Origin of the sequence: Megasphaera sp. UBA4233, from assembly GCF_002395615.1 — a bacterium.
GTDB lineage: Bacteria > Bacillota > Negativicutes > Veillonellales > Megasphaeraceae > Megasphaera > Megasphaera hexanoica.
In genome coordinates, this window is record NZ_DGXL01000021.1 from 1 (window position 1) to 22,956 (window position 22,956).

Annotated in this window: 18 protein-coding genes and 1 other annotated feature; of the genes, 6 read left to right on the plus strand and 12 right to left on the minus strand. The window is 46.9% G+C overall.

Translation table 11 applies throughout. The features are described from left to right. The 8 genes from nifJ to B2U90_RS07000 form a co-directional block, all read right to left on the minus strand. Positions 1–3,236 (minus strand): pyruvate:ferredoxin (flavodoxin) oxidoreductase (gene nifJ, locus B2U90_RS06965; protein ID WP_292017470.1); only part of this gene is annotated, 3,236 nt, incomplete at its 3' end. 171 nt (positions 3,237–3,407) lie between these two features. Further along, positions 3,408–4,607 carry a methionine gamma-lyase gene (gene megL, locus B2U90_RS06970; RefSeq protein WP_292017471.1) on the minus strand — a complete coding sequence of 400 codons (1,200 nt, stop codon included), beginning with the start codon at positions 4,605–4,607 and terminating at the stop codon, positions 3,408–3,410. A 250-nt stretch (positions 4,608–4,857) separates the two neighbouring features. After that, complete coding sequence (locus B2U90_RS06975) at positions 4,858–5,844, minus strand: MBL fold metallo-hydrolase (RefSeq protein WP_234995353.1); 987 nt, start codon at positions 5,842–5,844, stop codon at positions 4,858–4,860. A 433-nt stretch (positions 5,845–6,277) separates the two neighbouring features. Continuing rightward, positions 6,278–6,502, minus strand: a binding site (T-box leader). 137 nt (positions 6,503–6,639) lie between these two features. Then, positions 6,640–7,206: an aminoacyl-tRNA hydrolase gene (pth, locus tag B2U90_RS06980; RefSeq protein ID WP_292017510.1), complete on the minus strand. Its 567-nt coding sequence runs from the start codon at positions 7,204–7,206 to the stop codon at positions 6,640–6,642. A gap of 21 nt (positions 7,207–7,227) precedes the next feature. Further along, positions 7,228–8,193: a ribose-phosphate diphosphokinase gene (locus B2U90_RS06985; protein WP_059076580.1), complete on the minus strand. Its 966-nt coding sequence runs from the start codon at positions 8,191–8,193 to the stop codon at positions 7,228–7,230. A 60-nt stretch (positions 8,194–8,253) separates the two neighbouring features. Next, positions 8,254–9,627: a bifunctional UDP-N-acetylglucosamine diphosphorylase/glucosamine-1-phosphate N-acetyltransferase GlmU gene (glmU, locus tag B2U90_RS06990; protein WP_170087141.1), complete on the minus strand. Its 1,374-nt coding sequence runs from the start codon at positions 9,625–9,627 to the stop codon at positions 8,254–8,256. 178 nt (positions 9,628–9,805) lie between these two features. Then, entirely contained in the window at positions 9,806–10,306 is a 501-nt protein-coding gene (locus tag B2U90_RS06995) for a peptidoglycan-binding protein (RefSeq protein ID WP_072235729.1), read from the minus strand. 279 nt (positions 10,307–10,585) lie between these two features. Beyond that, entirely contained in the window at positions 10,586–12,157 is a 1,572-nt protein-coding gene (locus tag B2U90_RS07000) for a ClC family H(+)/Cl(-) exchange transporter (protein WP_292017472.1), read from the minus strand. Between the two features lie 202 nt (positions 12,158–12,359). On the opposite strand from B2U90_RS07000, the gene B2U90_RS07005 reads away from it, so the two are divergent. Continuing rightward, a complete protein-coding gene (locus B2U90_RS07005; RefSeq protein ID WP_292017473.1) occupies positions 12,360–13,544 on the plus strand; it encodes a M20 metallopeptidase family protein in 1,185 nt (394 codons plus the stop codon). Here B2U90_RS07005 and B2U90_RS07010 read toward each other — a convergent pair. Further along, positions 13,515–14,429 (minus strand): LysR family transcriptional regulator, encoded by a 915-nt coding sequence (locus tag B2U90_RS07010; protein ID WP_075581578.1) that lies wholly within the window; start codon positions 14,427–14,429, stop codon positions 13,515–13,517. The two genes, B2U90_RS07005 and B2U90_RS07010, sit on opposite strands and share 30 nt — an antisense overlap. Before the next feature lie 187 nt (positions 14,430–14,616). Between B2U90_RS07010 and B2U90_RS07015 the strand changes: the two genes are divergently transcribed. Both B2U90_RS07015 and B2U90_RS07020 read left to right on the plus strand, forming a co-directional pair. Then, positions 14,617–15,591, plus strand: a complete 975-nt coding sequence (locus B2U90_RS07015; protein WP_059076575.1) for an AEC family transporter — start codon at positions 14,617–14,619, stop codon at positions 15,589–15,591. A 207-nt stretch (positions 15,592–15,798) separates the two neighbouring features. Beyond that, positions 15,799–16,248 (plus strand): flavodoxin family protein, encoded by a 450-nt coding sequence (locus B2U90_RS07020; RefSeq protein ID WP_113856357.1) that lies wholly within the window; start codon positions 15,799–15,801, stop codon positions 16,246–16,248. A 78-nt stretch (positions 16,249–16,326) separates the two neighbouring features. Here B2U90_RS07020 and B2U90_RS07025 read toward each other — a convergent pair whose 3' ends face one another. Then, positions 16,327–17,283: a LysR family transcriptional regulator gene (locus B2U90_RS07025; protein WP_292017474.1), complete on the minus strand. Its 957-nt coding sequence runs from the start codon at positions 17,281–17,283 to the stop codon at positions 16,327–16,329. 170 nt (positions 17,284–17,453) lie between these two features. On the opposite strand from B2U90_RS07025, the gene B2U90_RS07030 reads away from it, so the two are divergent. From B2U90_RS07030 to B2U90_RS07040, 3 genes are read left to right on the plus strand one after another with little or no spacing between them, the layout of a single operon-like run. Continuing rightward, positions 17,454–18,446: a hypothetical protein gene (locus B2U90_RS07030; RefSeq protein ID WP_292017475.1), complete on the plus strand. Its 993-nt coding sequence runs from the start codon at positions 17,454–17,456 to the stop codon at positions 18,444–18,446. A 16-nt stretch (positions 18,447–18,462) separates the two neighbouring features. After that, the gene (locus B2U90_RS07035; RefSeq protein ID WP_292017476.1) at positions 18,463–19,812 is read left to right on the plus strand and encodes an MFS transporter; all 1,350 of its coding nucleotides are present in this window, start codon (positions 18,463–18,465) and stop codon (positions 19,810–19,812) included. 29 nt (positions 19,813–19,841) lie between these two features. Continuing rightward, on the plus strand, positions 19,842–20,786 hold the full coding sequence (locus B2U90_RS07040; protein ID WP_075581580.1) for a hydroxyacid dehydrogenase: 945 nt from the start codon (positions 19,842–19,844) through the stop codon (positions 20,784–20,786). Positions 20,787–20,859: 73 nt separating this feature from the next. Here B2U90_RS07040 and B2U90_RS07045 read toward each other — a convergent pair whose 3' ends face one another. Both B2U90_RS07045 and B2U90_RS07050 read right to left on the minus strand, forming a co-directional pair. After that, the gene (locus B2U90_RS07045) at positions 20,860–21,780 is read right to left on the minus strand and encodes an Rpn family recombination-promoting nuclease/putative transposase (RefSeq protein WP_292017477.1); all 921 of its coding nucleotides are present in this window, start codon (positions 21,778–21,780) and stop codon (positions 20,860–20,862) included. Positions 21,781–22,054: 274 nt separating this feature from the next. After that, positions 22,055–22,942, minus strand: a complete 888-nt coding sequence (locus B2U90_RS07050) for an NAD(P)-dependent oxidoreductase (protein WP_292017478.1) — start codon at positions 22,940–22,942, stop codon at positions 22,055–22,057. Positions 22,943–22,956: the final 14 nt, after the last annotated feature.

Here is a 22,956-nt window from a genome sequence, read left to right on the forward strand (position 1 = left end):
CCCTTCTTGATGCCGTGGTTGATGCACGGTGCATAGGCGATGATCAGGCTCGGTCCTTTATAGGCTTCGGCTTCCTTGATGGCCTTGATGCACTGGTTCATGTCGGCACCGAGGGCTACCTGGGCAACGTAGACGTAGCCATAGGTCATGGCCATGCGGCCCAGATCCTTCTTCTTCGTCCGTTTGCCGCCAGCTGCGAATTTCGCAATGGCACTGGTCGGTGTCGCTTTCGACGACTGGCCGCCTGTATTGGAATAAACTTCCGTATCCATGACCAGGACATTGACGTCTTCATCCTGGGCCAGGACGTGATCCAGGCCGCCGTAGCCGATATCATAGGCCCAGCCGTCGCCGCCGAAGATCCACTGACTGCGTTTTACCAGATAGTCGCGGCGGTCATAAATCCGTCTGCATACCGGGCAGCTGTCCTTTACGCCTTCCAGTGCGGCTGTAACCTTGTCGGCCCGTTCCCGTGTGCCTTCTGTATCATCGCGGTGATCATACCAATCCTGCAGGACAGCTTTCACATCGGCCGGCGTCTGGTCATTAGCCAGTACTTCCGCTACGTCCATAGCTACCTTTTCCCGTACCTGGCGGACACCGAGGTACATACCCAGGCCGTATTCGGCATTATCTTCAAAGAGACTGTTGCCCCATGCCGGGCCGTGGCCGTCGGCATTGGTCGTGTACGGTGTAGACGGTACACTGTCTGCCCATACGCAGGAGCAGCCCGTCGCGTTGGCAATCATCATGCGGTCGCCGAAGAGCTGGGTGACCAGTTTGGCATAGGGTGTTTCCCCGCAGCCGGCACAGGCACCGGAGAATTCCAGCAGCGGCTGTTCGAACTGGCTGCCTTTGACGGTAAACTTGTTCATCGGGTTGGCTTTCCGGCTGACACTCATGGCATAATCCCACAGAGGAGCTTTCTGTTCCTGTGTGCTGAACGGTTTCATGACCAGGGCCTTTTCTTTTGCCGGGCATACCTGGGCACAGCTGCCACAGCCGAGGCAGTCCATGACGGATACCTGCATGGTAAAGTGCAGGCCCTGGGCGCCTGTTGCCGGACGGGAGACAAATCCTTCCGGTGCGGCTGCCACTTCTTCGTCCGTCGTCAGGACAGGACGGATAGCGGCATGAGGACATACCATAGCGCACTGGTTGCACTGCAGGCAGTTTTCTACCTGCCATTCCGGTACATTGATAGCTACGCCACGTTTTTCGTAGGCTGCCGTTCCCTGCGGGAAGGCGCCGTCTTCCAGACCGAGGAAGGCACTGACCGGCAGGCTGTCCCCTTCCTGGGCATTGATCGGCTTCTGCAGTTTCGTGATGAATTCCGGTACGTCTTTCTGCGCTTCCGGTGCATCGGTCGCATCGGCCCAGGCTGCAGGGATATCGATTTTCACGATCTGCGATACGCCCTGGTCGATAGCGGCGTTGTTCATATCGACGACTTTCTGGCCTTTCTTGCCATAGTTGGTGACGACAGCGTCTTTCAAATATTTCACGGCATCTTCAACGGGGATGATATCGGCCAGTTTGAAGAACGCCGACTGCATGATCATGTTGAACCGGCCGCCCAATCCGATGTCCTGGGCAATCTTGACAGCATTGATCGTGTAGAACTGGATATGTTTCTGTGCCAGGGTCCGTTTCATCGATGCCGGCAGGTTCTGTTCCAGTTCTTCTGCATCCCAGATGGTGTTCAGCAGGAACGTGCCACCGTCTTTGATACCGGCCAGTACGTCGTATTTGTGTACATACGTCTGCTGCGAGCACGATACGAAGTTGGCTTTATTGATCAGATAGGAAGACGTAATCGGTGTCTTGCCAAAGCGCAGGTGGGATACGGTGATACCGCCGGATTTCTTCGAGTCGTAGGCAAAATATGCCTGGGCATACATGTTGGTGTGATTGCCGATGATCTTGACAGCCGACTTGTTGGCGCCGACCGTACCATCACTGCCGAGGCCCCAGAACTTGCAGGCCGTCGTACCAGCCGGTGTCGTATCGATGTCCTTGGTGACCGGCAGGGACGTATTGGTCACGTCATCGGTAATGGCAACGGTGAAATGGTCTTTCGGCGTATCCTGTTTCAGGTTTTCGAAAACGCTGAGGATATGGGTCGGTGTCGTATCCTTGCCGCCGAGGCCGGCACGGCCGCCTACGATGAGCGGTGCGTTTTCTACGCCGCTGTAGGCCTGGGTAACATCGAGATAGAGCGGTTCTGCCAGGGAGCCCTGTTCCTTCGTGCGGTCCAGGACGGCGATCTTCCGAACCGTTTCCGGGATATATTTGAAGAAGTATTTGAGCGAGAACGGGCGATAGAGATGGACCGAAAGGAGACCCGTCTTTTCTCCGTGGGCGTTGAGGTAATCCACCGTTTCCTTCGTCGCATCGCACAGGGAGCCCATGGCGATGATCATGCGGTCGGCATCAGGCGCACCGTAGTAGGTGAAGGGGTGGTATTCCCGGCCAGTCAGTTCCGATACTTTTTCCATGTATTCTTCTACGATGTCCGGCAGGGCCTGGTAATAACGGTTCTGTACTTCCTGCTGCTGGAAGTAGATATCGCTGTTTTCCAGGGAGCCTTTCAGCGTCGGATGGTCCGGGGACGAGCCGCGGTCGCGGAATTTCTTCAGGGCATCCTGGTCTACGAGTTTTGCCAGGTCGTCGTAATCCCAGGCTTCGATCTTCTGGATTTCATGGGATGTACGGAAGCCGTCGAAGAAGTTGAGGAACGGCACGCTGCCTTTAAGAGCCGCCAGATGAGCAACAGCAGCCAGGTCCATGACTTCCTGTACACTGGCTTCGGCGAGCATGGCAAAGCCGGTCTGACGGCAGGCCATAACATCGCGCTGGTCACCGAAGATAGACATGGTATTGGTGGCCAGAGCGCGGGCTGCGACGTGGAAGACGCCTGGCAGGAGTTCACCGGCAATCTTGTACATATTCGGAATCATAAGCAGCAGTCCCTGGGAAGCCGTATAAGTCGTGGTCAGGGCACCGGACACGAGAGACCCGTGTACAGCACCGGCAGCGCCGCCTTCGGCCTGCATTTCCTGGATTTTAACAACCTGGCCGAACATGTTCTTGACGCCCTGGGTTGCCCATTCATCCATTTTTTCTGCCATAGTCGAGCTCGGCGTAATCGGATAAATGGCTGCTACATCGGTAAATACATAGGACACATAGGCGGCAGCCGTGTTGCCGTCCATGGTCATCATTTTCATTGCCATTGGAAACTCCTCCTAAAACGTAACTAAATGTTAAGGCGTAAATATAATGTTTCGTTATTCATAAGAGAGCTAAAAAGAGACTGCAGCAACATAATTCTATATGTATTTTGCTGCAGCCTCCCTTAGCGTTATGCAATTAATCAGAGTGGGATTCTGTCTGCATTACCAATATTATTTAATCAGATCGAGAGCCTGTTTGAGATCAGCGATGATATCATCAGCATCTTCCAGACCTACGGAGAGACGTACCAGACCTTCGCTGATGCCGGCAGCTTTCAGTTCTTCCGGTGTATATGTGGAGTGTGTCATGGAAGCAGCATGTTCGATCAATGTTTCAGCATCGCCGAGAGATACAGCCAGGCTGCACAGTTTGACGTTGTTCATGACGATAGCGCCTTCTTCTCTGCCACCTTTGAGTTCGAAGGAAATCATGCCGCCGGGCAGACGCATCTGTTTTTTAGCCAGTTCATACTGCGGGAAGCTCTTCAGGCCAGGATAGTTGACTTTTGCAACGGCCGGATGGCTTTCGAGGAATTCAGCAACCTTCATGGCGTTAGCCGAATGTTTTTCCATACGCAGAGCCAGTGTCTTCATGCCGCGGGCGATGAGGAATGCATCAAACGGGCTGAGTACGGAACCAGTCATATCTTTGATACCGAAGAGACGTACGTTGTTGATGTATTCCTGAGAACCAACTACGAAGCCGGCAATAACGTCGCCATGGCCGTTCAGATATTTAGTAGCGGAATGAACAACTACGTCAGCGCCGAGGGATAACGGTTTCTGGATGTACGGCGAGCAGAAGGTGTTATCAACTACGACGGTGATATCGCCCATTTCATGAGCCATCTTGCTGATGCCTTCGATATCGGAAATCTTCAGTGTCGGGTTAGCCGGTGTTTCGAGGTAAATAACACGGGTATTCGGTTTGATAGCTTTTTTAACAGCGTCCATATCGGTGATATCGACGAAGGATACTTCTACACCATAGCGGGTCATGCCGTGGTTCAGGAGAGCGAATGTGCAGCCATAGAGCGTATCGCTGGCTACTACATGATCACCTGCATGGAGCAGTGTCCAGAGAGCGGAAGAAATAGCGCCCATACCAGAAGCTGCAGAGCAGCAGGCTTCGCCGCCTTCGAGCATGGCAACTTTTTCTTCAACCTGCGTATCGGAAGGATTGCCAAGACGGGAATAAATGTAGCCCGGTTCTTTTAAAGCAAAGCGATTACCGCCCTGTTCAGCCGAATCAAATACGAATGTGGAAGACTGATAAATCGGGTTGGTCAGTGCACCGAATTCATTTTTCATAGCACCTGCGTGAATAGCCTGTGTAGCAAAACCCATTTTCTTCAACATTTCTTTTTCCATTACAATTTCCTCCTTAAATTATATAGAATGATAATATATAACACTATTCAAAAGCTATGCAGCTTTTAATAAACAAAGTATGTTTTCTTGTTTTTATTTCGTTTCCTCTTGACAATGTAAGTGTAACATAATGCTCATCCTTTGTATAATACGTATCAATCGTGCTATTGCATAGTTTAAAACTATATAAATCCAAGACAAAAAACTGCACTCTCTCATGGCAGAGTGCAGTTAATAGTTGTTTATTACATTATACGGTATAATACCGGTACGTACCATCAATTTCCCGACGAATCAGTTGCCCGTGGTGGAGCAGGTATTCAATATGAGCCAGCGTTTCTCCCATGGCAAACCACTTCTGGGTCGGTGGGAATTCGGCCCACGACCTGCCCCGCATAGACCAGGAAAGGCAGGGGGCTAGTTCAAAGGCCGTCGCTCCTGGATGCGCGGCGGCCGCCTGCAGCACTTCATCGAGACGGCTGGCATGATGCCTCCTTAGCGCATCGATACGGCTGGCAATAGACGTATCTCCTTTGCGATGTCCCGGCAAGGCCAGCCGTACAGGCAGATCATATACCTTATCCAGGCTCTGCAGATACCGTTCCAGCGCATCAGGCATATGATACCAGTATTGAATATTCGGCGTAATATCAAAGAGAATATGGTCACTGGTAAATATAATTTCTTTGTCCGGTATATACAGGCAGCACAGGCCTTTTGTGTGGCCCGGCGTATGAATGACCTGAAACTCCGTACCAGCCAGCAGTATCCGTTCCCCATCGTGCACAGTCTGTACTGTAAAAGACGGGTCCGGCGAATATTTCCGTGCCTGATTGGAAAATTGATTCTTTATATCTTGCGGCGGCATTCCTTCGACCATAAATTTTTCCTCCGCATATCGCCAGGTGCTGCCATCAGTCGAATCGACGAGATACTGATAGTCATCATGATGCATGAAAATCCGGCTTCCCGCCCGGGCAAAATCTCCCACAAGCCCCGTATGATCGGCATGGAGATGCGTCAAAAATAAATCGGTCCGCGCCAGGTCAACACGGAGGCTGTCCAATCCAGTAAACAGCGCTTCCCGGCATTCCGGCCGGTTAAATCCCGTGTCAATGACTAAAAACCGGTCTCTGCCACGTACGACATAGGAATTCAGATATCGCAGCGGATTGTTTGGCAGTGGTACTTCAATGCGGTATATATCCGGTTCCGCACATATATGTTCAATCATCATATAAAGCTCCTTATCTCTGAAATATTATTTAATTATAACACAAAACACCAGAAACACGGATAACCTGCAGCTATCCGCATTTCTGGTGTTTTGTCCTGCATAAAAGAGCGTCAACAACTTTACCGTCAGGAATACAAAAAAATAATAACACGATGCAAAATACACAACTAATATAAAAATATAAAAAACTAAAACCTTACCAATCCCCCTACAAAAATACTCCCCCATGCCGCTGTGCGGCACTTATCACGAACCGATGTAAATCTACGCATTGTTTCTTTTTCAGGAAGCTTTTGCATACCCCCATATGCCACCATTCTCACTGCCCCCACAGTTTGTCCGGCCGGCTCCCTGTGCCATTTGATCTCCCCAGATGCAATGGCATCTCTTTCCCTGTCTGCAATAAAAAAGGCCCCTGCTGCATGTCCTATGCAACAGGGGCGAAGTATCGCGGTACCACCCTGATATTATACTCAGTGTCTTACCAGACATTCCCTAACGCGGAATCACGTCTATGCCTCCTGTTTCTCTAGAAAAAAATTCGACATAGCTGCTCCCGGGCGAAGTCGGATATACGGATCATCTCCCGGCTCTCAGCAACCGCCGGTTCTCTGTCAGAAAATACCAATCATACCCTTTACCCAATCATAGCATTTTGTGGCATCTATTCTTTAAAATATATGCCTATAGGAAAGATTGAATACATTATCTATGAAAAATCATTCCCTGTCAAGGCTTTTATTTCAGTTTTTCGCCACATTTCTTAAATTAAACGTTTAATCAGTGTGCTTTTTCTTATTCTTTTTTCTTCCGGGGATTAAAACGGTTCATTCCCTTATCCACGCCCAATTTCAGGCAGCCCAGAATGGCGTCTGCGGCTTTTTTGAGCCCTTCTTCATATTCTGGTATCAATTCGTCTGGAAAAGGCGTCAGAACGTGATCTACGACATCATGATGGGGCAATGGACGGCCTATGCCTACACGGAACCGGATAAAACGTTCACAGCCATGAGCCAGAAGACTCTTGATTCCATTGTGTCCCCCGGCACTGCCACTGGTCCGGATACGCAGCCGGCCTACGGGCAGATCCATATCGTCATATATGACATATACATCGGTTTCATCCAGTTTATACCAACGCATGAGCGGGCCTACAGCAGCCCCGCTGTTATTCATATACGTCTGCGGTTTGACCAGCAATATCTTTTCACCGTCATCCATCGCCTGGGCTACCAGGGCATCCATCTGACTCCGCCAGACCGTAACGCCAAGGCGTGATGCCAGTTCGTCAATGACGCGGAACCCCGTATTATGCTTCGATTTTTCATATTCCCGGCCCGGATTGCCCAGGCCCACTATCATGTGCACCTTCGTACCTGCCTCTTATTTGTCAAACAGACGGCTGACCGATACATCGTGGAAAATACGCATGATTGCTTCGCCGAGAAGCGGTGCCACAGAGAGAACTTTGATTTTATCAATCTGTTTTTCTTCCGGAAGAGGAATCGTATTCGTAATAATCAGTTCCGTAATAACCGAATTCTTAATGCGGTCCACCGCCGGATCTGTAAGGACGGCATGGGCACAGGCTGCATACACACGGGCAGCACCCATTTCTTTCAGTGCCTTGGCACCACCGCACAAGGAACCTGCCGTATCGACGATATCATCGACGAGAATACAAGTCTTGCCTTTGATGTCACCGATGACATTCATGACTTCGGCAACACCCGGACGGGGGCGGCGTTTTTCAATGATTGCAATAGGCGCATTGACGCGGTCAGCCAGGTCACGGGCACGGGTTACCCCGCCAAGGTCCGGAGAAACGACGACGATATCGCCCATATCACATTCTGCTTTCTTTTGATTGATATATTTAGCAATGATAGAAGCAGAGCCGAGATGATCGACAGGAATATCGAAGAATCCCTGAATCTGTCCGGCATGAAGATCCATCGTAACCACCCGGGTAATGCCGGCAGTCGTCATCAGGTCAGCAACCAGTTTGGACGTAATCGGTTCGCGGCCACGGGTCTTGCGGTCCTGACGGGCATATCCATAATACGGCACAACTGCCGTAATGTGACGGGCCGAAGCACGTTTCAGCGCATCTGCCATAATCAGCAATTCCATCAGCGTATCATTGGCAGGCTGACATGTCGGCTGAATGACGAAAACATCCTTGCCGCGGACACTTTCATCAATCATAACCTGAATTTCACCGTTGTTGAATTTGCCGACAAAAGCCTTGCCCAATTCCAGGCCAAGGTAGTCTGCAATTTCTTTTGCCAGTTTCGGATTGGCATTACCTGTAAAAATTTTCAGCTTTTTCCCGTCTTCGTAACTCATGGTGAGCCTCCTAATTAAGTAGTGAAATATAATAACAGCAGTACCGATGGAACTTACTGATTATTTCTTATATGTATCGTCTTTTACCCAGCCTTCGATATTACGCTGTCTGGCCCGGCCCACAGAAAGAGCTTTGGCCGGAACATCTTTGGTAATCGTCGAACCAGCGCCGACATAAGCATAAGCACCAATCGAAACAGGCGCTACGAGATTGCTGTTGCATCCCACAAAGGCGTGATCGGCAATCGTCGTGCGATGTTTGATTTTGCCATCATAATTGACTGTAATCGTTCCGCAGCCGATATTGACGCCACTACCGACATCACTGTCGCCAATATAGCTCAGGTGCGGCAGTTTGGTACCATCGCCGACGTTTGAATTCTTTACTTCCATATAGTTGCCAACCTTGACATGATTGCCGATCACCGTATTGGGACGGAAATGGACAAAGGGCCCGATTTCACATCCATCCTTGATCTGACAATCATGGGCATAGGTAAACTGTAAATGATCGTGGGACCCCATTTGTACGTTCGTCATGCGGACGTACGGCCCGATCTGGCAATCTTCACCGATAACGGTATTTCCTTCCAGAATTGTTCCCGGATACAAGACCGTATCCCGGCCCACTACTACCGTCGTATCTACATAGGTATTGGCCGGGTCGATAATAGAAACGCCTTCAGTCATCAGCTCATCAATTTTACGGCTGCGCAGGACCTGTTCGGCCGCTGCCAGCTGTTGACGGGAATTGACACCCAGCGTTTCCCGATAATCGGGAGCAGCAAATGCGCTGACTACCCTTCCTGCACTGACCAGCATGCCAATAATATCTGTCAGATAATATTCGCCCTGGGCGTTGTTATTATTCACGTTGTGCAGCATCTGCCAGAGTAAAGACAAATCAAAGCAGTATATACCGGCATTGACTTCATCGACGGCCAGTTCTTCCGGAGTTCCATCTTTCTGTTCGACAATTTTCACTACCTGGCCGGCTTCATCGCGGATTATCCGCCCATAACCAGTAGGGTCCGGCATATGAGCTGTGAGGATCGTAGCCGCAGCCCCGCTCTTTTCATGCCAGTCCAGAAGGGATGTAAACGTATCTTTCGTAACCAGCGGCGTATCACCACAAGTAACCAGCAGCGTTCCCTGTGCATCTTTCAGCAGGGCTTCCGCCTGCAGGACAGCATGCCCGGTTCCGAGTTGTTCTTTCTGCATCACTGTTTCTGCTTCATTGCCCAGATATTCCTGTACCATTTCGCCACCGAAACCAACTACGACAATCTGCCGCAGTGTGCCCGCCGCTTTTACGGTTCGCAGGACTTGTTCTACCATCGGCACTCCACCGACTTTATGCAGAACTTTGGGAAGACGGGATTTCATTCTCGTTCCCTTGCCTGCTGCCAAGATAAGTGCAATCGTGTCTTTCATTCAGCCTTAGCCTCCCTGGTGTCAAATAACTTTACCATGTCTTTTTAGAATAACACAAACACTGCCTAAAATACATAGTAAATTTACAAAAAATTGCCACAAATTGGTAAATTCTCTTATGCTTCTTTGACATGCAAAAAGGAGAGGGGGCTCCTCTCCTTTTCTGACTCTTGCTATTTTATAAAACATGGACAACGACATTCTGTCTGCCAAAATTCAAAGCTTCATCGCGGTCGTCCATTCCCAGATCGATGCGGTTGCCAACAATGGCTCCGCCCGTATCATCGGCAATAGCGTCCCCGTATCCTTCAATATACAGCCGCGTTCCCAACGGAATAACATCGGGATCGACAGAAACGAGGCCATGCGTCAGCCGGTGACCACCTGCGGTGATACCGCTGTTTCCCGGATCATCTGCCGTATAGGCCGTAGCATCCATCACCATACTGTACTGGTAAGAACCACTTTCTTCAGGCACTTCACGCCCGCTGGCATCAGCCAGAGCCTGCATTGTCTGTGTTCCGACAACTCCGTCGGCGTCTAATCCATGATCTGCTTGAAAGCGACGCACAGCACTTTGTGTACCACTGCCAAACACACCATCTGCTCCATCAGATAAATATCCAGTATCAATGAGCATATATTGCACACTCTGTACAACAGAGCCGGTCATCCCCATTTCTACGTTCGCAGACGCAAGCGAAGAAAATGCAAAAACAAATAAAGCTGTGAGTAAGAAGACTATTCGTTTCTTCAAAAAACCACCTCTTTGCTAACATCAAAAAATCACATCGACAAAATTATAGCAAAAATGACACCATAAGTCAAAAAAATACGTATTTATGCATCGATTTTCGTCTATTTATACTCTATTCTCTTTGTGCTCGTTCTTTATTATCCTCTATTTATCACACTTTAATCATAAATTTTTATTACCAGGTACTAATTTTAATAATTATTATGCATTTTCGTGTTCTACCAAGTTCCTGACTTTTTCTGCTGCTTCGACGGAATCTGTCAGGACATACAGGTAATCTCCGGCACATAAACGGGTATGATAATCGGGAATAATTTCTTCTGTTCCCCGTTTGATATCGACTAAGGCAACATGATCCGGCCAGTCAATCCGCCCAATATATTTTCCATCAACGACGCTGCCGCTGCTGATAGTCAGCTCCAGAATATTACGTCGTTCTTCTGCAGGAAGCACTTTTTGTCTCGTCGCAAGAGACCGTTTAAGCAGTGTATCATAAATAGGCTGCCCTCCCAGAAGCTGTGCCGTCGCCAAAGCAATCATAGACGCCGTGCAAAGTACAAGCAGATGTTCATATGACGCCGTCATTTCCATGATCAGAATCGTACCCGTAACGGGAGAATGAACAGACGCTGCAAAAAACGCCGCCATGGAAATGACAATGATATTCGTCAGGTAATACGAGGAAATCACTCCCATTTGTACGAGAAGAATACCTATGCTGCCACCGCATAATGCTCCCAGTACCAGCATGGGAAGAAAAAATCCGCCCGGCGTGCCACATCCATAGCTGATCAGTGTAAACACGAATTTACCACAAAGCAGTGTCAGAAACAGAGTCAGCGACAACGGCAGTTGATACAGGCTGTTGATGAGGTCATTGCCCCCACCGAGAACCTGAGGAAATCCATATCCCAATATACCCGCCGTTACCAGGGCGAAGGCAATGCGCATATAATCATTGCGGAATACAGGCAATGCGTAGAATCGACCAATATTGAGAAGCCCTTTATTAAAAATAATTCCCGCTACACCAATAATGATTCCCAATACAACAGCCAGCCACATGTAACGTAACGGAAACGGTGGCAGCATGCCAAAATGAAAAATCGGGTCCCGGCCAAATACTACGCGGCTGACCATGGTTGCAACCAGAGCTGCTGCCATAGCCGGAGCCAGCACGACACTGGAAAAATTGCGATGAAGTTCTTCCAGAGCAAAAATCGCCCCTGCCAGCGGTGCATTGAATGCGGCCGCCAGACCGGCGCTGGCTCCCGCCGTGATTAAGTAGCGCTCTTCCATCCTCGTCCGCCCCAGTGCGCGGCTCATCCCCTGTGCGGTTACCGCACCAAGCTGAATAGACGGCCCTTCTCGTCCCAGGGACAGGCCCAGCCCAATCCCCAGGATACCGCCAGCCAGCTTGACCCAGAGGACACGCAGCCATCGCAAACGCACGACGCCGAGAATGATTCCTTTTACTTGCGGAATGCCACTGCCGGATGCTTCCGGTTCATGCTGTTTCAGCCGGTACAGTACATAAGATGCTAACAGTAAAAACACAAACCATAATATATTTTCCATCCATCCCGCCTGCATGAGCAGGCTATATATCTGTTCGCGCAACCGGGTACCCGCTTCGAGACACCAACGGAAAAAGCTTATGACAATACCGCTCAAGAGGCCCACCCACGCGCCTTCTGCAAACAAGCGCAGGCGGAAGCGGGGCCAGTGGTTTAAATTCCGTATAACCGGAATAATATCTATTTTACTTTGCATGATGCCAACCTCCCTATATATGGTCAGTATATCATATTTTTTATATTTTGATTATTTTATGACGTTTCTCATGATATAATAAACGGCATAGAGTACATCATCGTATAAAAAACGCAATATATTATAGTATATATAATATAAGAAACAATTGAATTAAACGATGGATAAACATAACATTTTTTATGGCAAGGAGGCCTATACAGTGCATACGTACCAGCCCGATTTTGATATTGAATCTGCTGTTTTACATGAATTACCTTATATGATCCACATGCGTGAACAGTTCCACGCCCACCCGGAATTGAGCGGCCGGGAACACGAAACTAGTCAGACAGTCCTTCACGAACTCCAGAAAGCAGGCATAGAAGATGCCCGCATCATCGCTGATACGGGAGTCACCGGTCTCATCCGGGGGGCACTGCCCGGCCCGGTCTTACTGCTCCGCGCCGACATAGATGCACTGCCCCTGACAGAGCAATATAGTTGTTCCTATACCTCCCAGACGCCCGGTGTCATGCATGCCTGCGGCCACGACGGACATACGGCCAATCTTCTCGGCGTCGCCCGCATCCTCCAGGCTCACCGGAACTGCCTGCGTGGCACAATCCGCCTCGCCTTCCAGCCTGCGGAAGAAGGAGACGGCGGCGCTGCCCGCATGATAGAAGCAGGGATATTACATAATCCTCATGTCGATTACGCTCTGGGACTGCATGTCGCCGGCGGACTTCCTCAGGGATACATCGGTCTTCGCCATGGAGAATGTTCTGCTTCTTGTGACGATTTCACCATCACAATCCATGGAAAAGGCGGACACGGATCGCGGCCATCGGATTGCATCAGCCCCATTCAGATGGGCGTATCCATTATCTCCCAGATTCAGGACTATGTATACCATAAACGGGCCGATGGCGACGGCGTCGTCCTCACCTTTGGCCAGTTCCAGTCCGGCCATAATCCCAACGTCATTCCCGATACAGCAGAACTCAAGGGAACGCTGCGCACATATAATGAAAAAAAACGTCAGGATATACTGGAAACATTGCAGCATATCCTGACCGCTTCGGAAACCATTTATGGTGGTACCTGCCAGCTTCATGTCGTTCCCTTCTCCCCAGTATGCATAAACGATGATGCCGTCACATCCCGCGTCGAATCCATCCTGCGCCACCACATGGCTGACCGCATCCAGTTGATTACCATGGAACGCGGCTCCGGTTCTGAAGATTTTGCCTACTTTAGTGCCGCTGTTCCTTCCTGTTTTTATTACACAGGCATCTATGACAAAGAACCTGTATTCGGCCACAACCCGGATTTTCACTGGGACAGCCATGCATTACAGTACATGGCAGAAAGTATGCTAACCCTTGTGTATTACTTCGCCGGCTGATTCTTCCTGACCGGCAAAAGATTGCAGACACGGCCGCAATACTGATAAAATATGTGCTGCTGTCTGCGTCGGATGCAGATGCGTGACCAGATAATACACACGATCTGGCGGCGGGTTAGTCAGTTTCTGTATAACATACTGTCCCGTCGCCGCTAATTGCCGGGCCATGGAAATCTGCATAACAGACCACTGTCCCGGCTTATTCAGCATCAGAGGAACCAGGCTTGCATTATCCAGGCTGACATAACTGTTATTGACCGATGCCCACCATTGATCATGCCACGCCTGGAACCCAATGCCACTGTAATTATAAATTTCCATTTCCTGTGGCAGATCCCGGGGACTGCAGACAGGTCCGGAAATCTCGGTCCCGATTGGTCGGACTACGACCATGGGCTCACTGAACCATTTTTCTACTAGCGTATTCTGATATTCTCTGGCAATGAGAGAAAATCCCAAATCTGCCTGATGGCGTTCAACCAAATCATAAATCAATCCCGAATGAGAGGTCATCACCTGCAGATGTGTCGCCGGCGCATGTCCGTGCAGATAGTCCACTATCGTTGGGATTACCTGGATATTCAGGCTGCTCAGAGAGGCAATCGTAAAAGACGACTGCCAGCGCCCCCTTCCCAGATGACAGGCATCCTTCCACAGAGACAGCATTTCATTGGCGATAGGGAGAAAATTCTCGCCTGCCAGTGTCAGGCGGAGAGATTTCATGCCCTGCCCCCGCTCTATCAAAATGACCTGCAATGCGGTCTCCAGATCTTTTATCCGTTTACTCACCGTCGATTGAGACAAATGGAGATTTCGTGCTGTCTGAGAAAAGCTGAGTGTCTGGGATAAATCAACAAAAATCTGTAAATCTTCATTCGTATACATCCTTTTCCCTCTCTTCGTTTCATATTCCATAAATCAATATTATCAGTACATATCAGACTCTGTTTCTATACCTATTCCAAATCGCGATACATTCATTTGATATTTACTATTTTACAAAATCAATAAAGTTTCGTATAGTAGAAAATCATATGGTTCCAAATATTTTTACCCGAAGTGAGGTCCTACCATGGTTTTCCTTTACATTCTTGAACATACGATGCTGCCCCTGTTTACACTGGTACTTATCGGTTACCTTGTAGACAGAAAATTTCACATTGCTGTCAAGTCATTGTCTAAATTGCTCTTTTTCCTCATCATTCCCAGCTTTATTTTCACTAACATTTATAAAACAAATTTTCCCAGCAACAGTATAAATATCCTGCTCTGTGTGTTTGTCCTGCTCTTCATCTCTTTTGTTATTGCCAATATTATCAGCCGGTGGAAGCATTATGACGCCGGAATGACTGAATCATGCCGCAATGCGCTGATGTTCAATAATACTGGCAACCTTGGCGTCGCATTAATTATCCTGGTCTTTTCTCATGAACCATTTATTGTAAATGGCCAGACACCGTATCTGGATGAAGCGATGGTCGTCTGGATTATAATTTATGTAGTTCAGAGTGTCGGCCTCAATACGCTGGGACTCTATCAGGCCGGACGTGGGAGACTTACTGCACGGGACACACTGAAAATAATGTTCCAAATGCCAATTATTTATTTGTTTGCAGCAGCGGTCCTGACCCGGTATCTCGGCTTACATGCAGAAAACTTTTATTTCTGGCCTATTATGGAAATGTCAAGTCAAGCCATCACACCAGTCGCTATGTTTACCATTGGCGTGCAGCTTTCACAAACGAAAATCGAGTGGCTGAATCCCGATGTCTGGATAATCAGCATCTTAAAATTCTTCATAATGCCCGTCATCGGCCTGGCTATCATTTTTACCGCCAATGTTTTCATGCCTGGCACTTTTACAGCGGTCGGGGCCATCGTCTTCCTCATCTATTGTGCCATTCCAACTGCCGTCAACACGGCTATGTTTGCCATGGAATTTGATAATAATCCCAATTATGCCACCCAGGTCGTCATGAATACGACGGCACTCAGTGCCATTTCACTGACATTAGTCATATTCGTCGGCCACCTTATATTTGTGTAATTTTCTATAATATTATACCTTTTATAAAATCAGAGATGCCAGATAATACATACCCTCGTATGCATTATCTGGCATCTCTTTATTCGTTATTGATAATCATTTCTTTTAAACATATGTTGTAAATGTAACAGAAATCCTGTTATAATCATGATATAGTAATCATAGAAAAAAACAAATGACCGATATACAAGAAAGGAGACATCCATCATGAAGGCTCTCGTACTCTACTCATCCCAAACTGGCAGAACGAAAAAATTTGCCGAAGCAATCCGTTCCGTACTCCCCGAAAACACGGATTTCCTGCCCATGGAACAAGCCCCGGAACACTTTGACGACTACGACATCGTCTTTGCCGGCATCTGGTTTTTAGATTACAAATTGGATAGCGTATCCCGGTCCGTATTACAGCGGCTGAATGCAAAAAAAGTAGCTATTTTTGCGACTATGCACCGCGACTTATATTCCGATGAAATCTCAAAAAACCTGCGCCAGGCCGTCGATCTGCTACCGCCCCATGTGTGGGTTGCCGGTACGCACGTCAGCTACGTAAACGAATCCATCGCCAGAACGCCCCTGGGCAAGCAGGAATCGCTCCGTCTGGATACACTCCAGGACTTTGCAGCCAACACCTATGAACGGGTTCTGACAGCAGCATAGCAGGATAGTACGATAAAAAACCGGAACAGAATGAGAAGAAAATTTCTCACCTCTGTTCCGGCTTTTTCATTGCTTACTTTATTTTCTCATATCTTTTTCAAAGACATACTCTGTCTGATTTTCCATGTGAAACCGATGAAGCATATCGATAAATTCCATTTCTTTCCGCCTGATATAATGAATAATCCTCCATTTAAACAGCGTGATTTCACGGCGCTTCATTTTTTCCATCTGCGTATCGGTAATCATATACATATCCCGCGAAGGAGTCTGCACAGCCAGTCCGGAGATATAGCAGTCTTCCCGTTTACGGAGTTCCAGGCATATGCTATAAGGAGCAAAGAACCACGTCGTATCATCGAGCAAATCAACCGCTATCTTAGCCGTATCTACAGAAAACTTCGGCATGATGTAAGATGGAAAATACAAACTATGCCAATGGACATAATCTGCCCCCCAGTTGATATATATCTGCTTCCTGCCATCCAGATCAGACGGCATCAGGACAGTTTTATTATGTATTTTATGCCGGCTTACTACCATCAGGGTTTCGGAATGAATCTTCCGGACCCTGATATGGGGCACCCGTTGTTCCCGCAGAGGAAATCCAATATCCAGTACATGGAGCCGTACCTGTTCATATATTTCATTTGAATGAAGAGTCCGGATATGCAGCCGCCAGTCCAGGGGATCTGTCTTCAACTGATTGTAAAATGCGCTGAATAAATAATTATTGACACTATTGACCGTTCCTATCGTCAATTCCAACGTTTGAGGGCGATGCTGAAAATTTTCCAGATCCTGATCCAGTCTCAGCCAGTTCTGGGCCAGTGGCAGAAACCTCGTTCCCGCTGCCGTAAGATGGGTATGCTTGGCTCCTTTATTACGAATAATCAATTCTTCCCCTACATGTTCCTCCAGTTTTTTCAAGCGATGGCTGACGGCAGCCTGGGATATGTACAAAACCTGTGCAGTTTTACTAATATTTTGCACATTTGCCAGCGTTACGAAAGTCTCTAATAAATCTTTTTCCATATCATTATCCCCATTTTATATTTCGATTATGCATTCAGATAATTATTCACTATATAAATAATTATCTGAATTATTATTTGTTTTTATTTTAATTCTTCCTGTATTAAGATGTCAATGTAAGATACGTATCTGATAAATGCAATAGTAGTATACTTTAGGAGGATATTAAAATGGAGATTATGGACTGCACGCTTCGTGATGGAGCTAATGTCGTGGGTGCTGGTTTTTCTACTGATTTAACAAAACTTATGATTGAAGGACTGCTTGACAGTCATATAACGGTGATTGAAATGGGACATTGCACAGGCCTTGGCAGTATGCAGCATGGAGGCAAACACTCTCCCGTGACTGACGATGAATATTTAGACGCCATCCAACCTTACGTCAAAAGAGGTCATATCGGCATGTTCCAGTCCGCAAAAAATGCCGATGAAGAACTTATCTTCAAAGCTGCCCATAAAGGGCTGAGCTTCCTGCGTGTCGGTGCCAATGCAGGAGATGGCAAAACGGCTGTAAATGCCGTTAAAATAGTCCGCAGAGCCGGTCTGGAAGCCCGCTACAGCCTGATGAAAGCCTATGTACTCACGCCAGATGAACTGGCCGCCGAAGCAGCTATGCTGGAAAATGCCGGAGTCCAGGCTATTACAATCATGGATTCTGCTGGTTACATGTTCCCGGAACAAGCCGCGGAATATACCCGGAAAGTAAAATCCGCAGTTTCAATTCCCGTAGGGTTCCACGGTCACAGCAATCTGGGAATGGCTATGGCAAACGCCCAGGCTGCCGAAGCCGCTGGCGCAGATTTTATCGACTGCGGCCTTATGGGCATGGCCCGCAGTGCAGGAAATATCACAACCGAAGGGGCTCTGGCTATTTTCCAGAGAGAAGGCAAAGCATTACAATACGATTTCTATGCTCTTCTCCATTTCATTGATGACAAACTGATGCCTGCCATGGAAAAAGAAGGATATCATACCCCCATAAAACCATTAGACCTGATTTTAGGCTATGCCGGCTGTCATTCCAGCTTTGTCAACACCTACAAAGAAGTAGCTAAAGAAACAGGTACAGACCTGTACAAACTCATCGTAGAAACATCAAAACGGAATCAAAAGAACCCAACCCGGGAACTGATGGAAGAAGTAGCAAGTTCCATTCATTAAGGAGAGGTATCAGGTTATGGAAACTAAGATGAATGTCTCGAAAAAAACACAATATCGCTGGTTTATCTTAGCATTAATATTCTGTGTTTACATGGTAGCTGGTGCAGACCGTTCCAATATCGGAATGGTCGTACCATTTATCAAAAAAAGTTTTGAACTAACCAATACAGATATTGGCGCTATGGCCAGTTTTTTCTATCTGACCTATGCAGTTATACAGATTCCTGCTGGTCATTTATATAGTAAAAAAGGGGTAAGAGGTTTTTACTCCGTCTCAATTTTATTCACTTCCATCGCTACATTTATTATGGGTATCGCTGACTCTGGGCTGCATCTAAAATGGGCCCGTGCACTCCTTGGTCTTGCCGAAGGGCCAATTAATATCGGATCTATTGCTACAATCAATAAGTGGTTCCCCACACAGGAAAAAGGTATGGCAACAGGTATCTACTTATCATCGATTAAATTTGCCCCAGCTTTTGTTCCACCACTCTGTGCGTGGATCATCATTGAATTTGGCTGGCGGACTGTGTTTTACGTGTTTGCCATTCCCGGTATTTTCCTTGCAGTGCTTTGGTGGTTATTTGTTCGCGATAACCCTCGTGACAGCAGACATGTCAATGAAGCAGAAATTCACTATATCGAACATCCTACTGTCACACTGGAAGATACCAAAAAAAGCACATCCTCCAATGCAAAACATCCTGAAGGAGTTATTGATAAGATTATTCGTACAAAACTAGTAACTCCCTTAAAATCCAATAAAGAAATCCTGAAATCGTGGAATGTATGGGCGGATGCGGCTGGCTATTTCTGCCTTGTAGCCATTACCTACACCATTATGACATGGATTCCTACATATCTCGTGCAAGTAAAGCAATTTGCCATTATGAAAGTGGGATTAGTTGCTTCCGCTCCATGGATTGGCGCCGTCTTGGGCAATGTTATTGGTGGAACACTATCAGATAAAGTATTTCATAGCCGCAGAAAACCCGTTATGCTGATTACCGCTATCAGTACTGTTTTTCTGATGTATTCTCTAAAATATGCCCCTAATGATATGACCATTCTTGGTTTGCTTCTTTTACTGGCCGGTACTTTCCTGAATCTTGGATATTCCATGTTCTTAGCCTATCCTATGGGCATTGCCACCAAAGATAAAGTGCCATTTGCTGCAGCTATCGTAAATACTGCTGGTTCATTAGGCGGAGCATTTGGTCCTTTTGCCGTAGGGCTGATACTCGACATGTTTGGCTGGGATCATGTCTTTACCTTCCTTGCTGGTATTTCGTTATTAGTTGTTTTCCTTCTTATTACCATGATAGAGCCGATTCAAAAAACCGATTCTGTTCCAAATAATAATTAGTTTTCCACCTGTTAGAGGAGATGCTTTTGATGAAAACATATATTTTTGATCCTATTTCTGACGATGCACTGGCATATGCACGTAAACATCTGGACGTTGTGACGTGGAAGGATGATAAAATCAATTCTCCCTCCGATGCAGAAGCATGCATTGTCCGTACTTACAAAATTGGTAAAGAAGAAATAGATGCCATGCCAAAACTCCGAATTATCGCTAAGCATGGTGTCGGTACAGATAACATCGATATTCCATATGCTAAAAGCAAAGGCATCCTCGTAACCAATACACCGACTGCCAATTCTAATTCCGTAGCCGAACAAGCCGTTGCACTGATTTTTGATTGTGCCCGAAAAATCACACAGGCCCATATAGATAACGAAAAAGGGCTGGAACGCAATCAGCCAATGTATCTTAAAGGATATGAAATCACAGGAAAAAGATTAGGCCTCATCGGAATCGGTCACATTGGCTATCTCGTCGGGAAGAAGTTAAAATCCGGCTTTAATATGGATGTCTACGCCTATGATCCATTTATTTCCACAGAAAAATGCGAATCGATGGGATTTCATCATACAAAAGATATGGACGATATCATTAAAACCTGTGATGTCATTTCTATCTCTGTTCCCTTAAACGATGCTACACGCAATCTCATCAGTAAACGTGAATTGGGAATGATGAAACCGACAACCATCTTAATCAACACATCGCGTGGCGGTATCGTCAATGAAACCGATTTGTATGAAGCTCTGCAAAACAAGAAAATATGGGGTGCCGGTTTTGATGCTTTTGTCTCAGAACCACTTCCCCCACATGATAAACTCTTTAATTGCTTCAATTTCGTCGGCACGCCCCATAACGGCGCGAATACGTACGAAGCCCTGACCCGTATGGGCACAGGTGCCGTCGATGAAATCATCCGCGTAAGTGAAAACAAACCTACTCTTACAAATCTCGGAGCTAAAATTCATTAAAATCATCTTTAAATAAATAATAGAAGCGCTGGCAATATCTTTCACTGTCAGCGCTTCTATTATTTATACTATATCAAATTCCATACTTATTATACAATTCATTGCGGAATGCCTCATCCTGTACGGCACGCCGGGCGTCGTCCAATTTATGCTCGTCCATCAGGTATTGAATCAATGTGCCAAGCCGTTTCTCCCCTTTTTTAATCCCCTTTTCTTCTCCTTTTTCAAAGGCTTCCCTAGTATTTGTATTGTAATCTATGATAGCCATTTCCCGGTTAATATAGGCTCTTCGTTCTGCTGTATTCTGCATGAATTCCCGGGCCGCTTTCATGGCATCATGAATGGCTGCATCACTCATGATCAGTTCCTCCTTTTCCTCTGCATTCAGTTTGTTGGCAAAAAACGCCAGCCACCTCTCCATTTTCGTCATCTTCTGCACCGGTTTCACTGGCAGTTTGACAAATTTAGGTATTTCCAGAAAATGTAATACCAAATCCTTGTTCAGCCGATCGTCCGTCTGTTTATTATACACACTCCACAGAGAATGAGCCTCTTCCTGGGGTAATAAGTTGAACCGTAACAGGTTGACCGTAATACAGGGTTTTACGTCTTTATAGTCCCCTCCTGGAGGCAGAGACATGAGGTACATTCTGGCCCAGTAGCACAAGGTGCGTCGTTGCATATTTTTCTGATTGATGACCTGTACTTCAATATCTACCTGTTCCCCCGTATCTAGTGTACAGGCCACATCCAGCCGCGATAATTTCTCATCATATCCATCCGGTATCAATTCCGTTGGGGCAAATACAATGTCACAAATAGGATGACCCAAATCTTCAGAAACAACGGCATTGAGAAAATCCATGGTGATTTGTTTCCGCTCCGGTTTTCCAAATACAAACTTAAACAGGACATCATTCATAGGATTGAAATTATGCTCACTTAGTTGTGAATCCAGCATATCATACCGGGCTTTCCTGTTCATTTCATACATAGTCAATACACTCATCTTTTCTTTATTATATCATGAAAAAAACAAAAAAAGGTCCACACAACTGCGCCAAAAAGCGCTAATCGTGTGAACCTAAAGTTCCATACCATCAAATTTTACATTCTGCAGCCACCATCAATTATTGCATATTTCACCCCCATTTCCTATGTAATTTATAAAATATTATTCTCACTTATATCATAACAAAAATATAACGCATGTGCAAATTCTCAGTTTGCTAAATATATTCTGACAAAAATGTGAATGATATGCACAGCTACTTTTCTTCCCGCACTTTATCCCAAAGCACAGCTACATCCTGCCAGTTTTCTGGTCGTTTTTCATTAAAATAGGTATGTGCATCGAGATCACGGAACCATTCCAGTCGTTTTTCTGTAGCCTGCGTCATAATCGGCGCCACACCAATGTCTTCCAGCATCTTCATTACGTCGCTCATTTCATGGGCCTGCCGGGCTCCATGCCATGCACTGGCTACAACAAGGTAATTATTGTTGAAATCAAATGATTTTCCATCCAGTGTATTGCCAATCGAATCAATTACCAATTTGTCTACGCCCAGTACGTTGGCAGCTTCCAGCATTTCCGCGCCCAGAGCCGCAATGCCTTTCATATAGATACTGCGGACAAATTTTACTGCGATGGCATCACCAGGTTTTTCCGTAATCTGTTTGATATTCATGCCATACGGGACTAACGCGTCGATAAAAGGCTGACAATTTGCGCCCGAAACCAAAATAGGTACTTTATAATGAGCCTGACTCAGGCTGGCCATAAGCGCCCCGTCAATGAAATTCCCGCCGTTTTCACTGATCAACTGATTTTCTGTCCGTTTGACACTGGGCAGACTGGTTGATAAATCGACGAGAAGTTTCCCCGGTGTCACACTGCCCAGCAATCCTTTCGTCGTATCCAGTGCAAATGCACCGGGTACGACCATCAGAATCATATCGCATTTTTCTACCACATCATTGTCAGAATCCAGAAGGGTTACCCCTGCTTTTTCCGCCTTATCTTTTACAATATATCCCTTATCCGGATGATTCTGCATCACATCATAAGCATAAATTTCTTTTAAGCCCTGTTCTATCAGCCCACTACTGATTTCGTATCCTACTTCACCAAACCCAATGAATCCTAATTTCACAATACTCACGCTCC